Below are 23,959 nucleotides of genomic sequence, written 5' to 3'. Positions count from 1 at the left end.
CGTACCGCCGGACGCCCGGGGGCCGGTGCACCCCTCCCGCGTCCGGCGGTCCGCGGTCACGCCTCGGCCGTCAGGAACTCCGCGATCAGCTCCGCGAACTCCTCGGGTCCGGCGATCCGCACGCCGAGCCCCTCCGCCTTGTCACGCTTGGAGCCGGCCTTCTCACCGGCCACCAGGAGCGTGGTTCGCTTGGAGACGCTGGAGGAGGACTTGCCGCCGGCGCGCTCGATCAGCTCGTTCATCTGATTGCGCGACAGCTTCTCCAGGGCGCCCGTCATGGCTCCGGTGACCACCACGGTCATCCCGGCCAGTGGCCGCCCGTCCGCACCCGCACCGTCCGCACCGTCCGCCGCGCCGTCCTCCTCGCCGGGCTCCGGCGGCGGGGTCGCGCCCGGCTCGGTCATGGTGACCCCGGCGGCGACCAGCTTCTCGATCAGCGGGGCGAGCTCCACCAGTTCCGCGACGACGCCGGCGGCCTTCTCCTTGCCGATGCCGTCCACCCGCTGGAGCGACTCCACGTCGGCGGCTCTGATCCGGTCCATGTCCGCGAAGTAGCGTGCGATCCGGCGGGACATGGAGCGCCCGGTGCCGCGCACCCCCAGGGCGCAGAAGACCCGGGAGAGCGGCTGTGCCCGTGCCGCGTCGATCGCGGCGAGCAGATTGTCCGTGCTGGTCTCCCCCATCCGCTCCAGGGCGAGCAACTGCTCGCGCTCCAGGGTGAACAGGTCGGCGAAGTCGGCGACAAGACCGGCGTCGACGAGCTGGACGACCCGCGTCGCACCGAGCCCCTCGATGTCGAGCTGGTCGCGCCCCGCCGCGTACGAGATGGAGGCCACCAGGCGGCAGTCGCGGCCACGGACGCAGCGCCAGCGCTGCTCGCTCGCGTCGATCTCCGAACCGCACTGCGGACAGGCCTCGGGGAAGACGACGGGCTGCTCGTCACCGGTCCGCAGATGTGCGACGGGGGCCTCGATGCGGGGGATGATGTCGCCCGCCTTGTAGACCATCACATGGTCGCCGATGCGCAGGTCGCGGCGGGTGATGTCGGCGGGGTTGTGCAGCGTGGCGAAGCTGACGGTCGATCCGTCGATCTCGACCGGCTCCAGCACGGCGCGCGGCGCGATGATGCCGGTACGGCCCACGTTCCACTCGACGCCGAGCAGGCGGGTGATCTTCTCGACGGCCGGCAGCTTGTAGGCGATGGCCCAGCGCGGCGCCCGGGTGCCGGAGCCCGCCTCGCGCTGGTCGGCGGCGAGGTCCGCCTTGATGACGATGCCGTCGATGCCGAAGGACAACGAGGCGCGCAGCGAGGCGACTTCCTCGACCCGCGCCTGGGCGTCCTCGACGGTGGTGACGGTGAGCGGTGCCACCGCCGTGTCCGCCGCGGTGTGCACGCCGAGGCTCGCCACGTAGGCCAGGGTCTCGCTGTGGGGCAGCTCGGCCAGCGTGGCGGTCAGCTCGCCCGAATCGGGCAGCGCGAGCGCTCCGTACGCAAAGAACGTCATCTCCACCGTGTACGCGCGGTCCTTGGCGCGCAGGGTGCCCGCCGCGCCGTTGCGCGCGTTGGCGAAGGGGGCGCCGCCGTGCTCCGTACGCAGCGCGTTGGCCTGTTCGAACTGCTCGGCCGTCATGAGGATCTCGCCGCGCATCTCGATCGTGACGGGCTCGGTGAGCTGCCCGGGCAGGCCGACGACGGTGCCGATCGCATGCGACACGTCCTCGCCGGCGGTGCCGTCGCCCCGGGTGACCAGCTGTTCCAGCCGGCCCGCGCGGTAACGGGCCGCGACCGCGAGGCCGTCGAGCTTCGGCTCGACGCTCCAGGCGGCGACCGGGCGGCCGATCCGGCGCTCCAGCGAGGCGGTCCAGGTGGCGAACTGCTCCGCGGAGAAGACGTTGTCCAGGGAGAGCATCGGGGCGGTGTGCGGCACGTCCCCGACCGCGGTGCCTCCGGCCACCTTGCCGGTCGGCGACTCCGACAGCACCTCCTGCGGGTGGTCCTCCTCGTACGCGGCGATCCCGCGCGCCAGCCGGTCGTACGCGTCGTCGTCGAGCACGCTCTCGCCCGTGGCGTAGTACGCGGCGGCGGCCTGCGACGCCTCTTCGACCGCGGCGGCGTAGGCGGCGGTATCGGCGAGCACAACAGCTGAGTTCGTCGTCATGCCCCCATCCTGCCGTCCACCACTGACAACGCCCTGGTGGCAGGTGTCGGACGACGACTGCGGGCCGCTTCGGACCCCTCCCGTTCCCCCGCCCGTCCCCTATGCGCCGTCATCCGTGGAAACCTCACTCAAGAGAGCGCTCTCCCAGCTCAGAGGGTTCCAACTACGTTCAAGGGGAAGGAAATTGCAGCTCTGTGCACTCTATTGACATGCCCGAGACACGCTTTTACGTTCCTCCGAGAGAGCGCTCTCTCGCATGGTCAGGAAACCCCCACTTCCCCTCGAACAGGAGTGCCGTGCTCTTCTTCCGTCAACGACGCACCGGCGAAGACAGCCACCGCAGACCCCTTCCGCCCCGCCGGTACCGCACCGCGGCGCTCGTCGCCGCCGCACTCGCCGTCTCCTTCCTCCAGGCCACCACGGGCAACGCATCGGCGGGGCCCGGCACGACGGCCGGGGCCGCCCCCAAGGCGGCCGCCGACGTCGTGCGGGTGGCCGAGTTCCTCGCCGAGTGCCCGTACACCCACCGGGCCCCCGACGACCCGATCGTCTTCCCGGGACTGCCCGGGGCCTCGCACATGCACAGCTTCTTCGGCAACGACTCGACGAACGGCAACTCCGACCTCGCCTCGCTGGAGAAGGCCAGGACCAGTTGCGCACCCGACACGGACCTGTCGTCGTACTGGGTGCCGACCCTGTACGACGGCGACAAGGAGGTCGAACCCACCGGGACGACCTTCTACTACCTCGGTGAGGGGGTCCGGGACGATGTCATCCAGCGGATCCAGCCCTTCCCCCGGGGCCTGCGCATCGTCGCGGGGAACGCCAAGGCGACCGGTCCGGACGACAACACGATCTCGCGCTGGTCGTGTCTGCACCACGGCGAGGTCAACCCGTCGCACGACTTCGTGAACTGCCCGGCGGGCGCGATGCTGGAGTCGTATCTGGACTTCCCGCAGTGCTGGAACGGCAGGGACCTCGACTCGGCCGACCACAAGAGCCACATGGCGTACCCGGTCGGCGGTGAATGCCCGTCGACCCACCCGGTGCCGGTTCCCAAGCTCCGCCAGGTGCTGCGGTATCCCGTCAACGGTGACCCCGCGCGGTTCCGGCTGGCGTCCGGTCCCGGCTACACGATGCACGGCGACTTCTTCAACGTGTGGCCCGAGGCCGAGATGGCGCAGCGGGTCCGCGACTGCATCAACGCCATCGTGAAGTGCGGGGCCGACGGCACCCCCTGACCGTCCGGCACCCGTCCGACGCCCGTCCGGGGCCCCACGCCCCGGGCGGGCCCTTCCCCGAGGACCTCGTGATGAAGGCGGCCCGCACACTCGCAGCGCTGTCCCTGCTTCTCCTCCTGGCCGGCTGCGGGGACCCGGCGGACGCGAAGAGCCCGGCCCCACCGGGCCGCTCGTCCGCCGCTCCCTCCTCCGCCGTTCCCCCTTCCACCACTCCTCCGCTCGCCACCCCGGCCGATCCGACGGACGCCGCCTGGGTCCAGCTGATGACGCCGATGAACGAGCAGGCCGTGGCGCTGCTGACGCTCGCCGGGCAGCGGGCCGCCGATCCCCGGGTGCGGACCTGGGCGGCGGGCCTGCGGACGGCGCAGAACGGCGAACTCGCCCGGCTGCGCCCGCTGCTGTCCCGGATGGGGCTCCCGGACACCAATGTGCACGCGGGGCACGACATGCCGGGGATGGTGACGGAGCGCGATCTCGAACGGGCCCGCGCCGTCGAGGGCGCCGCCTTCGACCGCTTCCTCGTGGCACAGATCCGGGACCATCTGAGCCAGTCCGCACAGGTGTCGCGCTCCGAGACGAAGGCGGGCACCCGCGCCGACGCCAGACGTCTCGCCACCGCCCTGGTGTCGGCCCGCCGGGCCGAACTCGACCGGCTCCCGGGCCCGTCGGCGAACTCCGGCTGATGCCCAGGTCACCGTACGCCCAAGGCCTCCACAACTGTTTCCGCGCCGCTCGTACCACCCGGTATAAAGACTGCATGACTGCCGACACGCCCCTGCCCGCCCGTCCCGCCACCCTGGAGGACGTCGCCCTGGTGGCCGGGGTGTCACGGGCCACGGTGTCCCGGGTGATCAACGGGGCGACCACCGTGGACCCGGCGATGCGACGGATGGTCGAGGAGGCCGTGGACGCCACCGGGTACGTGCCCAACCGCGCGGCCCGTTCCCTGGTCACCCGGCGCACCGACTCCATCGCGCTCGTCGTCTCCGAACGGGAGCGCCGGTCCGTGTCCGAGCCGTTCGTCGGCCGGATGTTCTCCGACCCGTACTTCGGGCGGGTGGTCAGCGGGCTGCTGGAGGTGCTGCGGCCCGCGGGCATCCAGCTGGTGCTGATGCTGGCCGACGACCAGGAGTCCCGCGACCAGTTGCTGTCCTATCTGCGCCACGGCCATGTCGACGGGGTGGTGCTGATCTCCTCGCACGCGGAGGATCCGCTCCCCGGGCTGCTGCACGACACCCGGCTGCCCGCCGTGCTCGCCGGACAGCCCCGCAGGCCGACGCCGATCACCTATGTGGAGGCGGACCAGCGGGCCGGGGCCCAGCTGGCGGCCGATCACCTGGCCTCGCTGGGCCGGCACCGGATCGGCACCGTGTCGGGACCGCAGGACATGCCGGCCGGTCAGGCGCGGCTCTCGGGCTTCCTGGACGCGCTCGCCGCGCACGGCATCGAGGACGTCGCGGCCGCCGAGGGCGACTTCACGCATGCGGGCGGGGCGGGGGCGATGCGGCGGCTGCTCGCGGACCGGCCGGACCTGGACGCGGTGTTCATCGCCTCGGACCTGATGGCCCTGGGCGCCATCCCGGTGCTGCTGCGGGCCGGCAAGGACGTTCCCGGGGACGTCGCTCTCGTCGGGTTCGACGACAGCAGCGCGGCGCTGGCCTGCGATCCGCCGTTGACGACGGTGCGGCAGCCGGTGGAGGAGATGTCCGCGGAGATGGCCCGGCTGCTGCTGAAGCAGATCGGCAGCCCGGGGGTGCCGGCGCCGTCGGTGATCTTCCATCCGACGCTGGTGAGGCGGCAGTCGGCCTGAGCCCGGTGCAAGAAGCTCAGGCCCCGGACTCAGGGGGCTGAGGGCTTGGCGCCGGTACCCGCGTCCCTCTCCGGTGAGCCGTCGTCCAGGAGGCCGCCGTCCGTACCGCGCACGGCCCGCCGCAGCGGCACCTGCGGTCCGGAGACCTCGCGCAGCCAGCGCCGCAGGACCCGGTGCACCGACTCCGCGCCGACCAGTTCGGCCACCCGCTCACCGTCCTCGGCGGCGGCCGCGTCCAGGGGGTCCGTCATGCCGCGCGGCCACAGCAGGAAGGGCCGGGACTGTTCGCCGCCCAGGCCGCCGTGCGAGCCGATCTGTTCCTCGAAGGCGTGCACGGTGCCGGTGTCCGGGTCGTACATCGAGTTGACCATCACATCGGCGACGTGCGGGAAGGTGTCGGTGCGCCGGACCGCGTCGGCGGCACCCGGGCCGAAGGGGGCGAGCGGGCCCTGTCCGTCCTTCAGCTCCGCCACCGGGACGCGTGCGCCGCCGCGCCCCAGCACCACCGATCCGTCGCGCTCGCTGCGGACGAGCAGGAAACCGATGCCGGGATGGCTGGCGAGGGTGCCGAGCAGGGCGGGGTGGCGGCGCTCCACCTCCTCCAGGCAGGCGCGGCCCTCGATGTCGGGGAAGGAGATCAGCCCGAGGTTGCCGGAGGCGAGGACGACCGGGTCGGAGGGTGTGGCCACGTGTTCCTCCTGCCCCGGGGCGACCGGCCGGTGCAGTGCGATCCGGACGGCGTCGCGTGCCTCGGATCCGCTCCGGGTGCGCTGGGCCCTGCGTGGCACCGGCAGTCCGCTGCCCGCCCGGACCAGGTCCTTGAGCGTCAGTCCGTACGCCCCGGCGAAGGTCTCCCCCGGGCTCTGGCCGTGGTCGGACAGGAGCACGACACGGTAGGTGCGCGGGGTGTGCTCGGCGACCTTGGCGATCAGGGCGAGGGAGCGGTCCAGCCGGGTGAGGACCTTCTCCGCGTCCCGGCTGCGCGGTCCCGAGTGGTGGGCCACCTCGTCGTACGCCACCAGGTCGGCGTAGACGGCGGTCCGTCCGGCGAACATGTCCCCCATGACGGCGGCGACCACCACATCGCGTTCGACGACGGTCGCGAAGGCCCGGATGAAGGGGTAGAGCCCGCCGCGCTTGATCCGGGGGGTGTCCTTGCGGATCCGGGCCCGGGTCGACTGGCCGATCTCGCGCCCGGCCTCGGCGACGAAGGACAGTGCGGTACGGACGGCGTTGGCGGGGTCGGAGAAGTAGGCGAAGTACCCGGCCCGGGAGCGCCGGCCCTTGCCGCGCCTGGCGGCCATCGACAGGACGAGCGCGAGCTGGTCGGCGCCACCGCTGAAGAGGTTCCCGCGGCTGGCTCCGTCGAGGGTGAGCAGTCCGCCGTCGTGGGTGCGCACGATGGCGCGGCGCTGGAGTTCGAGGGCGCTCGCCGGTCTGCTGGAGACCATGACGTCGCCGGTCTCCTTCTCGTACCAGCGGAAGGCGGGGACGTCGTGGTTGCTGCCGTGCAGGATGCCGAGCTGGCTGGCTCCTGTCTGGCTGGACCAGTCGGTGCGCCACGGGGTGAGGCGGTGGCCCCCGGTGTCGGCAAGCCAGCCGGCGACGGTCGGCATCAGGCCGTCGGCCGCGGCCTTCGCGAGGACGTCGTGGCCGACTCCGTCGAACTGGATGAAGACCGTGCCGGGCGGCCCCTCGTCGTCGGCGCCGCCCGTGCCGCTGCGGCGTCTGCGCCGCTCCGCCAGGCGCGAGAGCCTGCGGCGGTAGGCGTTGTCGTCGCGGACGGCGAGGGCCGTGGAGGTGGCCGAGGCGACGGCGGACATCACGGCGGCGACCACGACGGCCGTCTCGGGGGCGGCGGTGCCGCGGCCGTCCGGGATGAGCCGGATCGCGATGAGCAGCAGCGATCCGTTGAGGAAGAAGACCAGCATGCCGAGGACGAGGGCCGGCACGATGAGCAGGGCCCGTACGAGCAGCGGCCAGACGAGTGCCGAGAGCAGACCGAAGGCGCCCGCGCCCCAGGCCGCGGTGAACGCGGTCTTGGTCACGCTGTCGCCGTCGTCCGACTGGAGCTGGAAGTCCGGCAGAATCCCGGCGAGCACAAGCATCGTGAGCGTCGAGACCGCCCACACCACAATCACTCGCATCAGGGCGCTGCCGGCTGTTCGCCATCGCCCGTCACCCACGCCGCGCCACCTCACGTCCGGGTCCCGCCGTTCCGGACCCGTCCCCAGCTTTTCACAGCGTGGGCGGCGTGCCCGTCAGCAGCCGTCGTACCCCGCGGTCGGCATGGAGAGTCTGCGGTGCACGCTGGCTTTCGTACGGGGGCTGTAGCGCGGTTCGTCGAGGCCGGCGATCTCCAGGCGTACGCCGCGCCGCTCGCACTCGGCGGCGAACTGCGGCACCGAGGCGACGGCCCGGGCCAGCACCTGGTCGGTGGGGGCGACGAAGAGTTCGATCTCGCCGCCCTCGACGTCGGCCCAGAGGGCGTGGTGGTCGGGGCGCAGTCCGTAGAGGCGCAGCTGCCGGGTGACGACGTACCCCTGGTCGGCGGCCCACCGGGCGCACATGGCGTGCTGGCTGCGGGTGTCCACGAGGAACGGATCGCTGTCGAGCTCTTCGAGCGGAGTGAGACTGGCGATGGCCGCCACCCGTACGTCCCCCATGGCCGTACCCCCCGTGCTAGGCGTTCCCCGACCCTACCCGCCGGATTCCCGCGCAAGAAGGCGCACGTCAGGCGTCAGGAGGCGCGCGGGCGGCGGGCGCGCGCCGTTGAGAGTGTCGCGCGCCCGCCGCCCGTGGCCCGGAGGAGGTGGTGCCGGTCCGGCCGTCCCTCAGCCGTCGAGCGAGGTCATGACGTGCTTGATGCGGGTGTAGTCCTCGAAGCCGTAGGCGGAGAGGTCCTTGCCGTAGCCGGACTTCTTGAATCCGCCGTGCGGCATCTCGGCGACCAGCGCCATGTGGGTGTTGATCCACACGCAGCCGAAGTCGAGGTTCCTGGACATCCGCATGGCGCGGCCGTGGTCCTTGGTCCACACCGAGGAGGCGAGGGCGTAGTCGACGCCGTTGGCGTACGCGACGGCCTGGGCCTCGTCGGTGAAGGACTGGACGGTGATGACCGGCCCGAACACCTCGTTCTGGATGATCTCGTCGTCCTGCTTGAGCCCGGAGACGACGGTCGGGGCGTAGAAGTAGCCCTTGTCACCGACGCGGTGGCCGCCCGCCTCGACCGTGGCGTGCTCGGGGAGGCGGTCGATGAAGCCGCTGACCTGGGCGAGCTGTCCGGCGTTGTTGAGCGGGCCGTAGAGCACGTCCTCGTCGTCCGGCTGCCCGGTCTTCGTGCCGGCCGCCGCCTTGGCGAGCGCGGTGACGAACTCGTCGTGGATCGACTCGTGGACCAGGACGCGGGTCGCGGCCGTGCAGTCCTGTCCGGCGTTGAAGAAGCCGCCGACGACGAGGTCGTCGACCGCCTTCGTCAGGTCCGCGTCCTCGAAGATCACGGCGGGCGCCTTGCCGCCGAGCTCCAGGTGGACGCGCTTGACGTCGATGGCCGCGCTCTGCGCCACCTGGATGCCGGCCCGGACCGACCCGGTGATGGAGGCCATCGCCGGGGTCCGGTGCTCCACCATCAGCCGGCCGGTCTCCCGGTCGCCGCACACGACGTTGAAGATGCCCTTGGGCAGGTCCAGCGAGTCCAGGACGCCGCCGATGATCTCGCCGATCAGGACGGTCGACGCGGGGGTGGTGTCCGAGGGCTTGAGCACCACGGCGTTGCCCGCGGCGAGCGCCGGGGCGAACTTCCAGACGGCCATCAGGAGCGGGTAGTTCCACGGCGCGACCTGCGCGCAGACGCCGACCGGCTCACGGCGGACGATCGAGGTCATGCCCTCCATGTACTCGCCGGCCGAGCGGCCCTCCAGCAGCCGGGCGGCGCCCGCGAAGAAGCGGACCTGGTCGATGGCGGGGGCCAGTTCCTCGCTGCGGGTGAGGTGCAGCGGCTTGCCGGTGTCGCGGCTCTCGGCGGCGACCAGCTCGTCGGCCCGCGCCTCCATCGCGTCCGCGATCCGCAGCAGGGCCAGCTGGCGCACCGAGGGGGTGGTGTCGCGCCAGACGGGGAACGCGGCCGCCGCGGCCGCCATGGCCGCGTCGACCTCGTCGGCACCGGAGAGCGGGGAGGTCGCGTAGACCTCGCCGGTGGCCGGGTCCACGACGTCGAGCGTGCGGCCGTCCGAGGCGTCCGCGGGGACACCGTCGATGAAGTTGCGGAACGTGAGGGTCATACGGGAGGAACCGGTTTCTCTCGTGGTCGGGCGGACGTACCGGGCCGTGGCCGGGGGTACGGTCAGCCGGCCGTGCGGGCGGACAGGTGCTCGTGGACGGCGGGCCAGCTGCCGTCGGCGGCGCGGGCGAAGACGATCGTCTCGCGCTCGTGGACCGTCTCCTGCCCGGCCGATGTGGACACGGTCGTCTCCACGTCGTGGGTGAAGACGGCGGTGGAGCCGAAGTGCTGGATCAGCTGCCCGGTGGAGGTGCAGCCGAGGACGCGGAAGTCGTCCTGGTCGATCCACTCCTGCCACAGCGCGCGGTACTCGGCGGTGGAGGAGAGCCGCTGCGGCGTCGAGTGGAAGACGAAGGTCGCGTCGGGGGCGAAAGCGCCGAAGTAGTCGTCGAGGCGGCCCTCGGTGAAGGCGGCGACGAGCGCGTCGGCTGCGGCCCCGACCTGCTCGGTGTCCCGGACGGGCGTGCTCATGGACGGCTCCTGGAGGGGGTGCGGGGGTGGTGTTACGGGGATCAGAGCGCCGCGGCCGGTGCGGGGGCCGCTGCGTCGTCGGCGCCGCTGATCGGCGGGACGGGAGTGTCCGAGGCCCGGACGAAGCGGGGGCCGTCAGGGCCGTACACCCCGCGCGGCTCGGGGAAGACGGTCAGCAGGACGAGGTAGAGCACCGCGGCGAGGCCGAGACCGACCGGCAGTGAGATGTCCGTGCCGTTGGCGAGGTCGCCGAGCGGGCCGACGAACTGACCGGGCAGGTTGGTGAACAGGAGCGCCACCCCGGCGGAGAGCAGCCAGGTGGCCAGGCCGCGCCAGTTCCAGCCGTGGTTGAACCAGTAGCGGCCGCCGGTCTGCCTGCGGTTGAAGACCTGGAGCGCGTCGGCGTCGTACCAGCCGCGCCGGGTCAGGTAGCCCAGCGCCATGACGATCATCCACGGGGCGGTGCAGGTGATGATCAGGGTGGCGAAGGTCGAGATGGACTGCGCGAGGTTGAGCGCGAAGCGGCCGACGAAGATGAAGGCGATCGACAGGGCGCCGATGAAGAACGTCGACTGCACCCGGCTGAAACGGGTGAAGACGCTGGAGACGTCGAGCCCGGTGCCGTACAGCGCGGTGGTGCCGGTGGAGAGGCCGCCGATCAGGGCGATCAGGCAGAGCGGCAGGAAGTACCAGCCGGGCGAGATGGCGAGCAGTCCGCCGACGTAGTTGGGGGCGGCCGGGTCGACGTACTTCGCGGCCTTCGTGGCGATGATCGACGCGGTGGCGAGGCCGAAGACGAACGGCAGCAGGGTGGCGGTCTGGGCGAGGAAGGCGGCGCCCATGACGCGGCGGCGCGGGGTGTCGGCCGGGATGTAGCGGGACCAGTCGCCGAGGAACGCGCCGAAGGAGACCGGGTTGGACAGCACGATCAGGGCGGCGCCGACGAAGGACGGCCAGAACAGCGGGTCACCGGTCGAGGCGAACGAGCCCGCGTACCCGGCGTCGAAGTCCCCGGCGAACGCGAAGGCGCCCAGCACGAACAGTGCGGAGGCGGCCACCACGGCGATCTTGTTGACCAGCAGCATGAAGCGGAAGCCGTAGACGCAGACCACCAGGACGAGCCCGGCGAAGATCGCGTAGGCGACGCCGTACGAGAGGTCGGACTCGGGGACGTCCGCGAGCCGGTGCGCGCCGCCGACGAGGGCGTCGCCGGATGACCACACCGAGATCGAGAAGAACGCGACCGCGGTGAGCAGCGACAGGAACGAGCCGACGACCCGGCCGTGCACGCCGAGGTGGGCGGAGGAGGAGACCGCGTTGTTGGTGCCGTTGCGCGGGCCGAACAGCGACATCGGCGCGAGCAGCAGCGCTCCGGCGACGAGGCCGAGGACGGTCGCGGCGAGGCCCTGCCAGAAGGAGAGGCCGAACAGGATCGGGAAGGCGCCGAGCACACAGGTGGCGAAGGTGTTGGCACCGCCGAAGGCGAGCCGGAAGAGGTCGACGGGACGGGCGGTGCGGTCCGCGTCGGGGATCCGCTCCACACCGTTGGTCTCGACTTCGGTGATCGAGGTCGTCACGGGTGCTCCACCTACTGTTCGTGCTGTTCATGCGGGGGCCGGCCCCTCAGTGTGTGGGGCCCGGCCCACCTGGGCAATTGTGGAAGTCACAGACGGATAGGCTGTTATCTGTGGCCACCAACAAACTGACGGTCGAGGATCTCCTCTCGTTCCCCGCGCTCCAGCTCACGGTGAAGGCGGGCAGCGGGGGCCTGGGGCGGTCCGTCTCCTGGGCGCACGCGAGCGAGCTCGCCGATCCGACGCCGTGGCTGCTCGGCGCCGAGGTGATCATGACGGCGGGCCTTGCGGTGCCCCGGACGGCCGCCGGGCAGCGGGCGTATCTGGAGCGGCTGGACGACGCCGGGGTGGCCGCCCTGGCGCTCTCGGCGCAATTGCACATGCCGCCGCTGCACGACGCGTTCTTCCGGGCGGCCGAGGAGCGGGGCTTCCCGGTGCTGGAGGTGCCGCTCGCCGTGCCCTTCATCGCGGTGTCCCAGGAGGTGGCCGCCTCGGTGCAGGAGGACGCCCGGCACCGGCTGGGCGCCCAGCTCCAGGTCTTCGGTTCGCTGCGCTGGCTGGTGGCGGAGGACCTGGACACGCCGGCGCTGCTGCGCCGGCTGGAGCGGCTGTCGGGATACGACGTGTACCTCTGCACGCCGCAGGGGCGGCCGCTGCTGCCCGGGGTGCCGGTACCCGGGCCCGGGGTGCTGCCCGCATCGGCGGACGCGCCGCCGACCGTCCCGGGTGGCTTCGTGCTGCCGGTGCCCGCGCCCGGCGGTCCGGCGGGCTTCCTGGTGGCGTACGAGCGCGAGGGCGCGCAGCCCGCGGGGCTCGCGGTCGTCCAGCACATCGCCACGGTGGCGGCGCTGCGTGTCGCGATGGTGCGCACCGAGCGCGAGACGCTGCGGCGCGAGGGGGCGGAGACCCTGGCGGAACTCCTGCAGGAGGTGCTCGACCCGGAGACGGCCCGGCGCCGGCTGGCGCGGCACGCGATCGAGGGCGACACGGTGCTGTTCGTGATCCGGCAGGCGACGGAGGAGGCGCTGCTGCGCTGTCTCCAGGATCATCCGCATCTGCTGCTGACGTGGGGCGAGGACCGTTATGTGCTGGGTTCTCCGGAGCTGGCCGGGGAGATCGGCGGGCTGCCCGATGCGGCGGCCGGGATGAGCCGCCCGTTCCTGCCCGGCGACGCCCTGCGGGTGGCGCGGCGGGAGGCGCTGTGGGCGGTGTCGAAGTCCGTCGAGTCGGGCCGGCCGGTGGTCCGCTACGGCGACGACTCGACGGGCCGCTGGCTGCCCGGCGACCCGGCGGTGCTGACGGCGCTGGTCGAGCACGTGCTCGGGGAGGTGCTGCGCTACGACGCGGCCCACGACTCGCAGCTGCTGGTCTCGGTCCGCACCTGGATGGAGCGCGACCGCCGTACGGAGACGGCCGCCGCCGCTCTCCACATCCATCCGAACACCCTTGCCTACCGGCTGCGCCGCTTCGGTGCGCTGGCCGGCCGGGACATGGCGTCGACGGGGGCGCTGGCGGAGGTCTGGCTGGCCGTCCAGGCGGCGGGCACGCTGGGGCTCACCGACTGAAAGTCACGGCCTGCCCGTAGGCTCGTCGGCAGGTCCGGTGAACAGGAGGCGGCACGTGCCGGTGGAGATCACCTGGTGGGGTCATGCCACCTGCACGATCGAGGACTCCGGTGTGCGGGTCCTGACCGACCCCCTTTTCGTACGGCGCTTCGCGCATCTGCGGCGACGCCGCGGCGCGCTGCCCGGTCCGGCGGCCGCGGTCGCCGATGTCGTCCTGATCTCGCATCTGCACTCCGACCATCTTCATCTGCCGTCCCTGGCACGCGTCCGCCCGGGCGCCCGGCTGATCGTTCCGCTGGGTGCGGTCCGGGCGGTTCCGGGGCTCAGGCTGCTGCGCAGGGTGCGCGGGGTCCGGATCACCGAGGTGGCGGCGGGCGACGAGGTGCGGGTGGGCGAGGTGCTGGTCCGGGCCGTGCCCGCGATGCACGACGGGCGGCGGCTTCCGGTCGGCCCGCACCGCTCCCCCGCCCTCGGGTACGTGGTGGAGGGCGAGGCGCGCACCTACTTCGCCGGGGACACCGGGCTCTTCGACGACATGGCGCGGGCCGTCGGCCCGGTCGACGTGGCGCTGCTGCCGGTCGGCGGCTGGGGGCCGTACCTGGGTCACAGCCATCTCGACGCGGGGCGCGCCGCCGAGGCGCTGGCCCTGCTGGCGCCGCGCGCGGCCGTGCCGGTGCACTACGGCACGTACTGGCCGATCGGGATGGACGGGGTCCGGCCCCACGAGTTCCACTCGCCGGGTGACGAGTTCGTGCGGCAGGCGGCGCTGCGGGCGCCCGGGGTGGCGGTGCACCGGCTGGAGCACGGTGAGCACGTGCGGCCGGGGGCTGCCGGGTGATCCTGGATTTCCTGCGGCAGACGGCGCAGCTGCCCCCGGAGTCGACGCAGCAGGCGGTCGGCTACCCCTCCCTGTTCCTGCTGGTGGCGCTGGGCGCCCTGGTGCCGGTGGTGCCGACGGGTGCGCTGGTGAGCTCGGCGGCCGTGGTGGCGTTCCATCAGTCGGCGCCGTTCGCGCTGCTGGTGGTCTTCGCGGTGGCGTCGTCCGCGGCGTTCCTCGGCGACGTCTGCCTGTACTGGCTGGGGCAGCGCGGGGTGCGGTCGAAGAACGGTTCCAAGTGGCTGCGGGCGATCAGTGACCGGGCCGCGCCGGAGCGGCTCGCGCAGGCGCAGCAGAAGCTCGACGAGCACGGTGCGATGGTGCTGGTGCTGTCCCGGCTGGTGCCGGCGGGGCGGATCCCGGTGATGCTGGCGTGTCTGCTGGGCCGGATGCCGCTGCGGCGGTTCGCCCGGGGCGATGTGCCGGCCTGTCTGGCCTGGGCCGCCACGTACCAGCTGATCGGGATCCTCGGCGGCTCGCTGTTCCCGGAGCCGTGGCAGGGCGTCGTGGCGGCGGTGGGGCTGACGCTGCTGATCAGCGGGGCGCCGGCGGTGTGGCGCAGGCTGCGGGCGCGGTCCGGCCGGTGACCGGCCGGTTCAGCCGCTGACCGTGCGGGGCTCGTGCGCCGGGTGCAGGATGCGCGAGCCGCCGATCGGCAGGTCCCAGAGGTGTTCGCGCGGATGGCCGGCCCGCTGCCAGGCGGTGCGCAGCCGGGTGAGGGGTTCGAGGACGGGTTCGGCGGAGAGCAGGAACGTCGCCCAGTGCATGGGCGCCATGGCGCGGGCGCCGAGATCCTCGTACGCCCGGACCGCCTCCTCCGGGTCGGTGTGCACGTCGGCGAGCCACCAGCGCGGCTCGTACGCCCCGATCGGGAGCAGGGCGAGGTCGATGCCGGGGTGGCGGCGGCCGATCTCGGTGAACCAGTGGCCGTAGCCGGTGTCCCCGGCGAAGTAGATCCGCTGTCCCCGGCCGGGTGCCGCGGTGTCCTCGATCACCCAGCCGCCCCACAGGGAGCGGCAGGTGTCGGTGAGGGTGCGCTTGGACCAGTGGTGCGAGGGCACGAAGCCGAAGCGGACTCCGTCCAGTTCCGCCGACTCCCACCAGTCGAGTTCGGTGACCGTGACGAAGCCGCGGCGGCGGCACCAGCGGCCCAGCCCGGCCGGGACGAAGAGCGGGGTGTGGCGGGGCAGCCGGCGCAGGGTGGGGGCGTCGAGGTGGTCGTAGTGGTTGTGGCTGATGACGACGGCGTCGACCGGCGGCAGTTCCTCCCAGGGCACGCCGACGGGGGTGATCCGGGCCGGGGTGCCGAGGATGCGGCGGGACCAGACCGGGTCGGCCAGGACGGTGAGTCCGCCGGTGCGGATGATCCAGCTGGCGTGTCCGGCCCAGGTGACGCAGGTGGTGCCGGCCGGGACGGCGGGGAGCGGCTCGGGGGCGTACGGCAGCCGGTGGATGCCGCGCAGCCCTTCGGCGTTGGGCCGGATGGCGTGCTCGCGGGCCAGCCGGGACATGCCGGTGACGCCGGGCAGGGGTGCGGTGAGCCGGTCGGCGAAGCTCCGGGGCCAGGAGCGCACCTCGCCGAGCGGTCGCGGGGTGACCACCTCGCCGCGGCACGCCCGGTGCGCTTCCGGGCCGAGGGGGCGCTCTGGCTGTTCCGTCATCGGAGGACTCCCGTCCCGGGGCGCGTCGGCGCCGTGCGTCAGCGGAGTTCGTCGAGGGCTGCTCGGAAAATGCTCAGGGCTGCCGCGACGTGCGGCAATTCGAGGGGCTCCACCGCGGTGAGCGACTCCAGCTGCTGCCGCGGGGTGGATCCGAGCAGTGATCCGGTGCCCAGCCGCACCCGCAGCGCGCCCAGTTCGTCACCGAAGCGGTGGCCGCCGGGGACCGGTGCGCCGAGCCGGTCCGTGAGGTATTCCTCCAGCTCCAGCGAGTCCGTGACGCCGCGGGCGGCGAGCCGGGAGCGCAGCGGGCCGAGGTCCGCGTAGAGGTGGCGGCCGGCCTGCGGGGGCCGGGCGAGCGCGCCGGAGGCGAGCACCGCCTGATGGGCCGCGGCGGCGACCCGGGCCTGCAGCGCGGCGGCCCTGCGGACCCGTTCGGTGACGGCGTCCGGTTCGCGCAGCGCGTGGGCGGCCGCCGCGGCGACCGGGCCCGCGACGAGGGCGCCGAGCGCGGTGAGGATGTCGAGCGTACGGGCGTGGCGCACCGCGGCCCGCGGGGTGTCGGGGAACCGGGCGACGGCGACCGGCCAGGCCGACGGGGTCAGCGCGCCCGCCAGGTCGGAGACGACCGTGACATCGTCGGGACACATCTCGGCCGGGCTGAGCAGCACGGTGTCGTGCGGCCGGTGCAGGGTGTCGCGCCAGGTCTCGTCGCTGACGATGTGCAGCCCCTCGGCGACGGCGGCCTCGCAGGCCTCGCGCACCAGTTCCGGCGGGGCGACGGTGGCGGTGGGGTCGTCCACCACCGAGATCAGCAGCAGCCTCGGCCGGCCGCCCTCGGCCCGCACCCGGCGCACGGTCTCCAGCAGGGCGTACGGGTCGGGCACGCCGCCGCACTCGGCGGGCGTCGGCACGTGGTAGGCGGGCCGGCCGAGCAGCCGCGCCTGCGGGATCCAGGAGGCGGGGCAGGGGCGTGGCATCAGGACGTCGCCGCCGTGCGCGGCGATCAGGGCGAGGATCAGCGGGGAGGTGCCGGGCGCGGCGGCGACGTGTTCGGCGCCGCCGTGCAGTCCGCGCCGGTCCCAGTAGGCGCGGGCGGCCTCGCGCAGGGCCGCCGAGCCGCCGGCCGGTTCGGGGGCGCCGTCCCCCGCCGCGGCCGCCAGCACCTCGGCCAGCTCCGGCAGCACCGGCAGTCCGGGGCCCGGCGCGGGCGGTCCGTACCGCACGGGTCCGCGGTCCTCCCGGACGCCGGGCGTGCCGGGTCCCTGCCGTCCGGTCCGCTCCCGGCCCATCCGGGCCTCCTTCGCCGCCGCTCGCTCCCTGGTCCCGCCGCCTCGCTCTCCGGCCCTTTATACGAGGGAATGGCGCGGGGCGCCTGCGCTACCGCGAAGCGTCCGGGGGCCCGGGAGGCGCACCGGGACGCGACGGCCCCATTGACACTCGCCCCGCCGCGTCATTACGGTCACGCCAGGATTTCGAACGAGTGCCGAAATATCGAACAAGTCGAGGGGCAACTCCCGTGCGTATCACCGGAATCAGCACACATGTGGTCGGAACACCCTGGCGCAACCTCACCTATGTGCAGGTCCACACCGACGAGGGACTCACCGGCGTGGGCGAGACCCGGATGCTCGGCCGCACCGATGCGCTGATCGGCTATCTGCGCGAGGCGGAGGCCAACCACATCGCCGGTACGGATCCGTTCGCCGTCGAGGACCTCGTACGCCGGATGAAGTACGGGGACTACGGGCGGGCCGGCGAGATCGTGATGTCCGGCATCGCGGTCGTCGAGATGGCCTGCTGGGACATCAAGGGCAAGGCGCTCGGCGTGCCGGTGTGGCAGCTGCTCGGCGGCAGGGTCACCGACCGGGTCAAGGCGTACGCCAACGGCTGGTACACCACCGAGCGGACCCCGGAGGCGTACCACGAGGCGGCGTCGGGGGTCGTGGCGCGCGGTTACCGGGCGCTGAAGATCGACCCGTTCGGGACGGGCCACTTCGAGCTCGGCCAGGAGGAGACCCGGTACGCGGTCTCGCTGATCGAGGCGGTGCGCGACGCGATCGGTCCCGGCACCGAGCTGATGCTGGAGATGCACGGCCGGTTCAGCCCGTCGACGGCGGTGCGGATCGCGCACGAGATGGCGCCCTTCGAACCCGCCTGGCTGGAGGAGCCGGTGCCGCCGGAGAACCTCAAGGCGCTCGCGAAGGTGGCGGGCAAGGTCGATCTGCCGATCGCGACGGGCGAGCGCATCCACGACCGCGTCGAGTTCCGCGAGCTCTTCGAGTCGCAGGCCGCCGACATCATCCAGCCCGACGTCGGCCACATCGGCGGCATCCTGGAGACCCGGAAGCTCGCCGCGACGGCCGAGACGCACTACATGCTGATCGCCCCGCACAACGTGGGCGGTTCGGTGCTGACGGCCGCCAGCCTCCAGGTCGCGGGCTGCACACCCAACTTCAAGATCCTCGAACACTTCAACGACTTCGCGGACGCGGACATCAAGAAGGTCGTGAAGGGCGCCCCGCAGGTCGACCCGGAGACCGGCTGCTTCGAGCTGTCCGACGCCCCCGGTCTCGGGGTCGAGCTCGATGTGGACGCCGCGGCCGAGTTCCCGCAGCAGCAGGCCCGGTTCGATCTGTGGGCCGACGGCTGGGAGAAGAGGCAGCCCAAGTGAGCACCGCACCCGTCCCGTCGCGGGCGGTCCTCGTCGACCGGCCGGGTCGGCACCGGCTGACCTCGGGGCCGGTTCCGGAGCCCGGTCCGGGCGAGGTCCGGGTCCAGGTGGCCGCCGCGGGCATCTGCATGAGCGACCGGGAGGTGTACGACGGCCATCGCGATCCGCGCTATGTGCGCTATCCGGTGGTGCCCGGTCATGAGTGGTCGGGCACGGTCGAGGCGGTGGGCCCCGGCGTCGATCCGGCCCTGACCGGCCGGCGTACCGTCGCCGAGGGATTCCGTTCCTGCGGGAGCTGCGAGCGGTGCCGCGGCGGCGAGACCTCGCTGTGCACCTCGGGGTACGACGAGACGGGCTTCACCCGGCCCGGGGCGTTCGCCGACCATGTCGTGGTGCCCGCCCGGCTGCTGCACCCGCTGGCCGACGACGCGGACCTGCGCGCCGCCGCGCTGCTGGAGCCCGCGGCCGTGGTCGCCGCGGCGGTGCGGGCCGGGGCGCCGGAGCCGGGCGAGCGGATCGCCGTGGTGGGCGCGGGCACCCTCGGGCTGCTCACCGTCCAGCTGCTGGCCGCGGTGTCTCCCGGCGAACTGACGGTGATCGACCCACGGGACGAACGGGCGCGCCAGGCACTGCACTTCGGGGCGAGCGAGGTACTGGCGCCCAAGGAGGCCGGCGAGGTGCACGGGCGCTACGACCTGGTCGTGGAGACGGCCGGGGCCGCGACCACCGCGGCCGACGCCTGCCTGCTCGCGCGGCGCGGCGGCCGGGTCGTGCTGACCGGAATGTTCGCGCCGGGGGCCACCGGCATCGACCCGGTGCATCTGTCGCTGAGCCAGCTCACGGTGCGCAGCGTGTTCGGGGCGTCCTCCGCGTCCTGGTCGTACGCGGTGCGGGCGTTCACCGCGGGGCTGCTGGATCCGGCGGCGCTGATCACGCACGAGTTCCCGCTGGAGCGGTTCGCGGACGCCGTGGCGCTGGTCGGGGGCGGCGGCGCGGGGACGGGCAAGGTGCTGATGCGTCCGTAGGGGGTGTCCGCGTCAGCCGCGCGCCGCCGCCCCCGGCAGCCCTGCGGTCCACGGCACCCCGCCCGTCGCCCATTCACCCGAACCTCGTCCGGCCCACCGAACGATTCACCGAACGACCCACCGAACACGAAAGGTCGCTCATGACCTCCGCATCCCCCGCCGGCGTCCGGCGCCCGGGTGAGCCCTCGCTCACCGCGCTCGGGCTCGGCGCCCCCGCCCCCGACCCGGCCGACACCTCCGCGCACACCTTTCCCGACGGCGGCACCTGGCGGACCGAGATCCCGTCCGTGGAGGGTCCCGAGGCGCTGTCCGTCGTACTGAAGGAGAGCGCACGCCTCGACGTCCCCGTCCACCGGATCAGCCAGGGCAGCGGCATCTGGATGCTCAGTGACGCCGAGATCACCGACATGGTGGAGGGCTGCGCCGAACGCGGCATCGAGCTCTGCCTGTTCACCGGTCCGCGCGGCAGCTGGGACACCGGGGCCTCGTTCCGCACCGACTCGGGCGGGGCCGGGCTGCGCGCCCGGGGCCACGACGCCCTGGCCGGTTGTGTCGAGGACGCCCTGCGGGCCTCCGCGCTCGGCGTGAGGTGTCTGCTCGTGGCGGACGAGGGGGTGCTCTGGACCCTGCACCGGCTACGGGCGCAGGGCGTGCTGCCCGCCGACACGACGTTCAAGGTGTCCGCCCTGATCGGGCCGGTGAACCCCGCGTCGTTCGCCGTGTTCGAGCAGCTCGGGGCGGACTCGGTCAACATCCCGTCCGACCTGACGCTCGCTCACTTCACGGAGATCCGGCGGGTGTCGGCCGCTCCGATGGACCTGTACATCGAGGCACCGGACGATCTCGGCGGCTATGTGCGGATGTACGAGGCGGCCGAGCTGATCCGGCGCGGCGCCCCGCTCTACCTCAAGTTCGGCCTGTCCAGGGCGCCCGGCATCTACCCGTACGGCGCCCATCTGCGCGATGTCGCCCTGGACACGGCGCGCGAGCGGGTCCGGCGGGGGCGGCTCGTCCTGGATCTGCTGGCCCGGCACGGCGCTGCCGGGAACATGTCGCCGCTCGGCTCCCGGCTGCCGGGCACCCTGCGCCGGTTCCCGGCGGAGTGAGCCGCGGCCGGGCGGGTCCGGACCCCGGACCCGCCCGGCCGCTCCCGCCGGCTCAGCCCGCGAAGGCGGTGGCGGCCGTCCCCTGCCCGGCGTCCGGCAGGACGAGCAGTGACCCCGAGAGCGGGTGCGGACGGGTGAGGCCGGTGCGCGCGGTGGAGACGTAGAGGTCGCGCAGGTCCCGGCCGCCGAAGGCGCAGGCGGTGGGCCGGCGCACCGGCAGACGGACGACGCGGTCCAGCCTGCCGTCGGGGGTGTAGCGGCGCAGCGCGGCGCCGTCCCACAGGGCGACCCAGACGGCCCCCTCGGCGTCGACGGTGAGGCCGTCGGGATATCCCACGCCCTCCTCCACGGTCGCGAACGGGCGGCGCCCCGTGACCTGTTCACCGTCCACGTCGAAGACGTCGATCCGGCGGGTCGGGGTGTCGATGTAGTACATCAGCCGGCCGTCCGGGCTCCATCCGGTGCCGTTGCTGCACGCCACCAGTGGCAGCACCCGGGTGGCCGCGCCGTCGGGCGCGATCCGGGTGAGGCTGCCGCCGGTCTCCGTCTCGTCGTAGCGCATGGTGCCCGCCCAGAGGGCCCCGTCCGGTGCGACCGCGGCGTCGTTGCCGCGGCGCCCGGGCTCGGCGTCGTGGACCAGCCAGCGGAAGGCACCGTCCGTGTCGTACAGCCCGATGCCGTCGCGCAGATTGACGACGAGCCCGCCGCCGGCCCGGGGCTTGGCGGCGCCGACGTGCTGTTCGGTGGCCATGACGGTCCGCCGGCCGCTCTCCGGGTCGTAGGTGTGGACGCGGGCGGACAGGATGTCGACCCAGATCAGCCGCCGGCCGGCCGGGTCCCAGGTCGGCCCTTCGCCGAGCGCGGCGTGCTCCCGTACGGCGACCTCGATGCGCGGGTGGTTCACGGCCTGCTCCGGTGGTGTCCGAGCCGGCCGGAGAGCGCCTCGGCGCCCTCGGCCGCGAGGCCGGCCAGCTCGCCCTCGCGCTCCTCGCTCCAGCGGATCATGGGCACGGAGACGGAGAGCGCGGCGACGACCCGGCCCGACCGGTCCCGTACGGGCGCGGCGACGCAGCTCACGTCGGGGTTGGACTCCCGGTGCTCCACGGCGATGCCCCGCTCCCGCACGGTGGCGAGCGCGGCGCGCAGCTCCCCTTCGTCGGTGATGCTGTTGGGGGTCATCCCGGTCAGTTCGAGACCGTCGAGCCGGGCGTCGAGCTCCCGGTCGGGCAGGGCGGCGAGGAGCATCTTGCCGACGGACGTGCAGTGGGCGGGCAGCTTGCGGCCTGCCGCGGACACCATCCGGACCGCGTGGGTGGAGTCCACCTTGGCGATGTAGATGACGTCGGCCCCCTCCAGGATCGCCACATGGACGGTCTCCCCGCACGTCTCGGCGACCTGCCGCGCCACCTGCTGTCCTTCGGCGGCGAGGTCGAGCTGCTCGGCGTACCGGCTGCCGAGCTGGTAGGTGCGGACGCCGAGGCGGTAGCGGCCGGGCTGGTCGGGGACGGTGACCAGGTACGAGCGGGCGGCGAGCGTGGTCAGCAGCTCGTGGACGGTGGTGCGCGGAAGCTGGAGCTTGCGGGTGACCTCGGGCGCGGAGAGCGTACCGTCGCCCTGGAGGAAGAGTTCGAGTACGTCGAGCGCCCTGGTCACCGCGGGGACGAGTCGCCCCATGGTCGTGCACCACCCTCTCGTGTTCGACATTCCGGCCAGTGACCGGCATCACGAACACAGGCTAAGCGTGGCGGACTTGCCGGGGCAATGACGAGGTGACGTGCGGCACTCGGCACACACGGAATCCGGGAGGATTTGTTCACTTTCGTGCAGAAATGCCAGGTGAATGGGACCCTGTGGTGCCCCGTGCGCGAAGGCCGGTGCGCACGGTTCGGGCGCGCCTGCCGGTTCGGCGGGGCCCGGCAGGGTATTCGCTGTTCCATGTCGTCACCGAGCACCCCTTCACACCCCGCCGGCCTGCGGAGCGTCATGCACCGATGCGATCTGGCCGTGTTCCAGAACCTGGCCCAGCGGCACTGGCCGGCCGCCGGGCCCGTGCTGCCCCGGCTCAGCCGCAGCGCCAACCACGGGCTGCTGTGGTTCGGCGCCGCCGCGGGCATGGCCGCGTTCGGTGGCAGCGCCCGGGCGCGGCGGGCCGCCCTGCGCGGGCTCGCCTCACTGGCGGTGGCCTCGGCCACGATCAACACGGTCGGCAAGGGGGCGGTCCGCCGGGAGCGTCCGATACTGGACGCCGTGCCGGTGATACGGCAGCTGAAGCGCCAGCCGGTCACCACGTCCTTCCCCTCGGGGCACGCCGCGTCCGCCGCCGCGTTCGCCACCGGGGTGGCGCTCGAGTCGAAGGGCTGGGGTGCGGTCATCGCCCCTGTCGCCCTGTCGGTGGCCGCCTCCCGCGTCTACACCGGGGTGCACTATCCGAGCGATGTGCTGGCCGGTGCCGCACTGGGCATAGGGGCGGCGTTCGCACTGCGCGGCGTCGTGCCGACCCGGGGGCAGCTGCCCGCGCCGGGCAGGCCGCCCGCACACGCGCCCGCCCTGCCGGACGGCCAGGACCTGGTCGTCGTCGTCAACCAGGAGTCGGGTACGGCGACGGCGACGGCATCCCTGGTCCGCGAGGCCCTGCCGCGGGCCGAGGTGGTGGAGTGCCCTCCCGCCGAGCTCTCCTCCGAGCTGGAGAAGGCCGCCGGGCGCGGCCGGGCGCTGGGGGTGTGCGGCGGTGACGGCACGGTCAACCAGGCCGCCTCGGTGGCCGCCGTGCACGGTCTGCCGCTCGCCGTGTTCCCCGGCGGGACGCTGAACCACTTCGCGTACGACCTGGGCATCGAGACCGTGGCCGACGCCTGCGCCGCGCTCGGCACGGGCAGCGCGGTCCGGGTCGACCTGGGCCGCTTCCGGCCCGGTCCGGACGGCCCCGGGGGCGCCCACGGCTACTTCCTCAACGCCTTCAGCCTGGGCGTCTACCCGGAACTGGTCCGCACCCGCGAGCACTGGGCGCCACGGATCGGCGGCTGGCCGGCCGGAGTCCTCGCCGCCGCCAAGGTGCTGCGGGGCCAGCGCCCCCTGGAGGCGGAACTGCAGGGCCGCAGAAGGCCCCTGTGGCTGCTGTTCATCGGCAACGGCATGTTCCAGCGGGTCGGCCCGGCGCCGGGCCGGCGGCACAACCTCGCGGACGGGCTGCTGGACGTACGGGTCGTGCACGGCGGCCGCACGCCCGGCCTGAGGCTGCTGGCGGCCGCCGTCGCCGGTCCCCTGACCCGCTCCCCCATACACGCCGCCGTCCGCCGCCACCGCGTGCGCATCTCCGGGCTGCGACCGGGGACCCCGTACGCGTACGACGGCGAAGTGGCGCACAGCCACAGCGACTTGATGATCGACAAGCTTCCGGAGGCGCTCACGGTGTACTGCCCGATGACGGTGTGAGACCGGCCCGGTCCGGGCGAACGGAAGGAACGGCCGACGCGGAGTCGGCCGAACAGGGGGCGGCCGACGCGGAGTCGGCCGCCCCCGT

General features: G+C 73.4%; 20 protein-coding genes. 10 read left to right on the top strand and 10 right to left on the bottom strand.

The annotated features are described in order from the left end of the window. Positions 1–56 precede the first annotated feature (56 nt). Positions 57–2,159: an NAD-dependent DNA ligase LigA gene (gene ligA / locus OG408_RS33810; RefSeq protein ID WP_285565053.1), complete on the bottom strand. Its 2,103-nt coding sequence runs from the start codon at positions 2,157–2,159 to the stop codon at positions 57–59. A 296-nt stretch (positions 2,160–2,455) separates the two neighbouring features. Between ligA and OG408_RS33805 the strand changes: the two genes are divergently transcribed. The 3 genes from OG408_RS33805 to OG408_RS33795 all read left to right on the top strand — a co-directional run bounded on the left by OG408_RS33805 (position 2,456) and on the right by OG408_RS33795 (position 5,210). Next, positions 2,456–3,400 carry a DUF1996 domain-containing protein gene (locus OG408_RS33805; RefSeq protein WP_266785154.1) on the top strand — a complete coding sequence of 315 codons (945 nt, stop codon included), beginning with the start codon at positions 2,456–2,458 and terminating at the stop codon, positions 3,398–3,400. Between the two features lie 71 nt (positions 3,401–3,471). Then, entirely contained in the window at positions 3,472–4,083 is a 612-nt protein-coding gene (locus tag OG408_RS33800; RefSeq protein WP_266785152.1) for a DUF305 domain-containing protein, read from the top strand. 74 nt (positions 4,084–4,157) lie between these two features. After that, positions 4,158–5,210 (top strand): LacI family DNA-binding transcriptional regulator, encoded by a 1,053-nt coding sequence (locus OG408_RS33795; protein WP_266785150.1) that lies wholly within the window; start codon positions 4,158–4,160, stop codon positions 5,208–5,210. A 29-nt stretch (positions 5,211–5,239) separates the two neighbouring features. On the opposite strand, the gene OG408_RS33790 is transcribed toward OG408_RS33795, so the two are convergent. The 5 genes from OG408_RS33790 to OG408_RS33770 all read right to left on the bottom strand — a co-directional run bounded on the left by OG408_RS33790 (position 5,240) and on the right by OG408_RS33770 (position 11,537). Continuing rightward, a complete protein-coding gene (locus OG408_RS33790; protein WP_326673568.1) occupies positions 5,240–7,396 on the bottom strand; it encodes a phage holin family protein in 2,157 nt (718 codons plus the stop codon). Between the two features lie 75 nt (positions 7,397–7,471). Beyond that, positions 7,472–7,876: a hypothetical protein gene (locus tag OG408_RS33785; RefSeq protein ID WP_266785146.1), complete on the bottom strand. Its 405-nt coding sequence runs from the start codon at positions 7,874–7,876 to the stop codon at positions 7,472–7,474. Positions 7,877–8,044: 168 nt separating this feature from the next. Then, positions 8,045–9,490, bottom strand: coding sequence for a gamma-aminobutyraldehyde dehydrogenase (locus OG408_RS33780; protein WP_326673567.1), 1,446 nt, complete (start codon positions 9,488–9,490; stop codon positions 8,045–8,047). A gap of 62 nt (positions 9,491–9,552) precedes the next feature. Then, positions 9,553–9,960: a YybH family protein gene (locus OG408_RS33775; RefSeq protein WP_326673566.1), complete on the bottom strand. Its 408-nt coding sequence runs from the start codon at positions 9,958–9,960 to the stop codon at positions 9,553–9,555. A 41-nt stretch (positions 9,961–10,001) separates the two neighbouring features. Beyond that, on the bottom strand, positions 10,002–11,537 hold the full coding sequence (locus OG408_RS33770; protein WP_266785140.1) for a purine-cytosine permease family protein: 1,536 nt from the start codon (positions 11,535–11,537) through the stop codon (positions 10,002–10,004). A 110-nt stretch (positions 11,538–11,647) separates the two neighbouring features. On the opposite strand from OG408_RS33770, the gene OG408_RS33765 reads away from it, so the two are divergent. The 3 genes from OG408_RS33765 to OG408_RS33755 are packed head-to-tail and all read left to right on the top strand — an operon-like array spanning position 11,648 to position 14,563. Then, positions 11,648–13,099, top strand: coding sequence for a PucR family transcriptional regulator (locus OG408_RS33765; RefSeq protein WP_266785138.1), 1,452 nt, complete (start codon positions 11,648–11,650; stop codon positions 13,097–13,099). Positions 13,100–13,154: 55 nt separating this feature from the next. Then, positions 13,155–13,937, top strand: a complete 783-nt coding sequence (locus OG408_RS33760; protein ID WP_266785136.1) for an MBL fold metallo-hydrolase — start codon at positions 13,155–13,157, stop codon at positions 13,935–13,937. Beyond that, positions 13,937–14,563, top strand: a complete 627-nt coding sequence (locus OG408_RS33755; protein WP_266786583.1) for a DedA family protein — start codon at positions 13,937–13,939, stop codon at positions 14,561–14,563. Before OG408_RS33760 ends, OG408_RS33755 begins: the two co-directional genes overlap by 1 nt. A gap of 9 nt (positions 14,564–14,572) precedes the next feature. Here OG408_RS33755 and OG408_RS33750 read toward each other — a convergent pair whose 3' ends face one another. Both OG408_RS33750 and OG408_RS33745 read right to left on the bottom strand, forming a co-directional pair. Further along, a complete protein-coding gene (locus OG408_RS33750; RefSeq protein WP_326673565.1) occupies positions 14,573–15,637 on the bottom strand; it encodes an MBL fold metallo-hydrolase in 1,065 nt (354 codons plus the stop codon). Between the two features lie 38 nt (positions 15,638–15,675). After that, positions 15,676–16,926, bottom strand: a complete 1,251-nt coding sequence (locus OG408_RS33745) for an aminotransferase class I/II-fold pyridoxal phosphate-dependent enzyme (protein ID WP_266785132.1) — start codon at positions 16,924–16,926, stop codon at positions 15,676–15,678. A 227-nt stretch (positions 16,927–17,153) separates the two neighbouring features. Here OG408_RS33745 and OG408_RS33740 point away from each other — a divergent pair, with 227 nt between their 5' ends. The 3 genes from OG408_RS33740 (at position 17,154) to OG408_RS33730 (ending at position 20,439) form a co-directional block, all read left to right on the top strand. After that, a complete protein-coding gene (locus OG408_RS33740) occupies positions 17,154–18,308 on the top strand; it encodes a mandelate racemase/muconate lactonizing enzyme family protein (protein WP_326673564.1) in 1,155 nt (384 codons plus the stop codon). Continuing rightward, a complete protein-coding gene (locus tag OG408_RS33735) occupies positions 18,305–19,333 on the top strand; it encodes a zinc-dependent alcohol dehydrogenase (RefSeq protein WP_266785128.1) in 1,029 nt (342 codons plus the stop codon). The genes OG408_RS33740 and OG408_RS33735 overlap by 4 nt, the downstream gene beginning before the upstream one ends. A gap of 140 nt (positions 19,334–19,473) precedes the next feature. Further along, on the top strand, positions 19,474–20,439 hold the full coding sequence (locus OG408_RS33730; RefSeq protein ID WP_266785126.1) for a hypothetical protein: 966 nt from the start codon (positions 19,474–19,476) through the stop codon (positions 20,437–20,439). A 52-nt stretch (positions 20,440–20,491) separates the two neighbouring features. Here OG408_RS33730 and OG408_RS33725 read toward each other — a convergent pair whose 3' ends face one another. Continuing rightward, positions 20,492–21,343 (bottom strand): SMP-30/gluconolactonase/LRE family protein, encoded by an 852-nt coding sequence (locus tag OG408_RS33725; protein ID WP_326673563.1) that lies wholly within the window; start codon positions 21,341–21,343, stop codon positions 20,492–20,494. Next, on the bottom strand, positions 21,340–22,113 hold the full coding sequence (locus OG408_RS33720; RefSeq protein WP_266785122.1) for an IclR family transcriptional regulator: 774 nt from the start codon (positions 22,111–22,113) through the stop codon (positions 21,340–21,342). The genes OG408_RS33725 and OG408_RS33720 overlap by 4 nt, the downstream gene beginning before the upstream one ends. Positions 22,114–22,374: 261 nt before the next feature. Between OG408_RS33720 and OG408_RS33715 the strand changes: the two genes are divergently transcribed. Then, on the top strand, positions 22,375–23,871 hold the full coding sequence (locus OG408_RS33715; protein WP_326673562.1) for a bifunctional phosphatase PAP2/diacylglycerol kinase family protein: 1,497 nt from the start codon (positions 22,375–22,377) through the stop codon (positions 23,869–23,871). Positions 23,872–23,959 lie beyond the last annotated feature (88 nt).

The organism is Streptomyces sp. NBC_01257, from assembly GCF_035917255.1.
In the GTDB taxonomy this organism is placed as follows: Bacteria; Actinomycetota; Actinomycetes; order Streptomycetales; family Streptomycetaceae; genus Streptomyces.
Note: the sequence above shows the minus strand (reverse complement) of the source record. Positions and strands in the feature narration are given on the sequence as shown.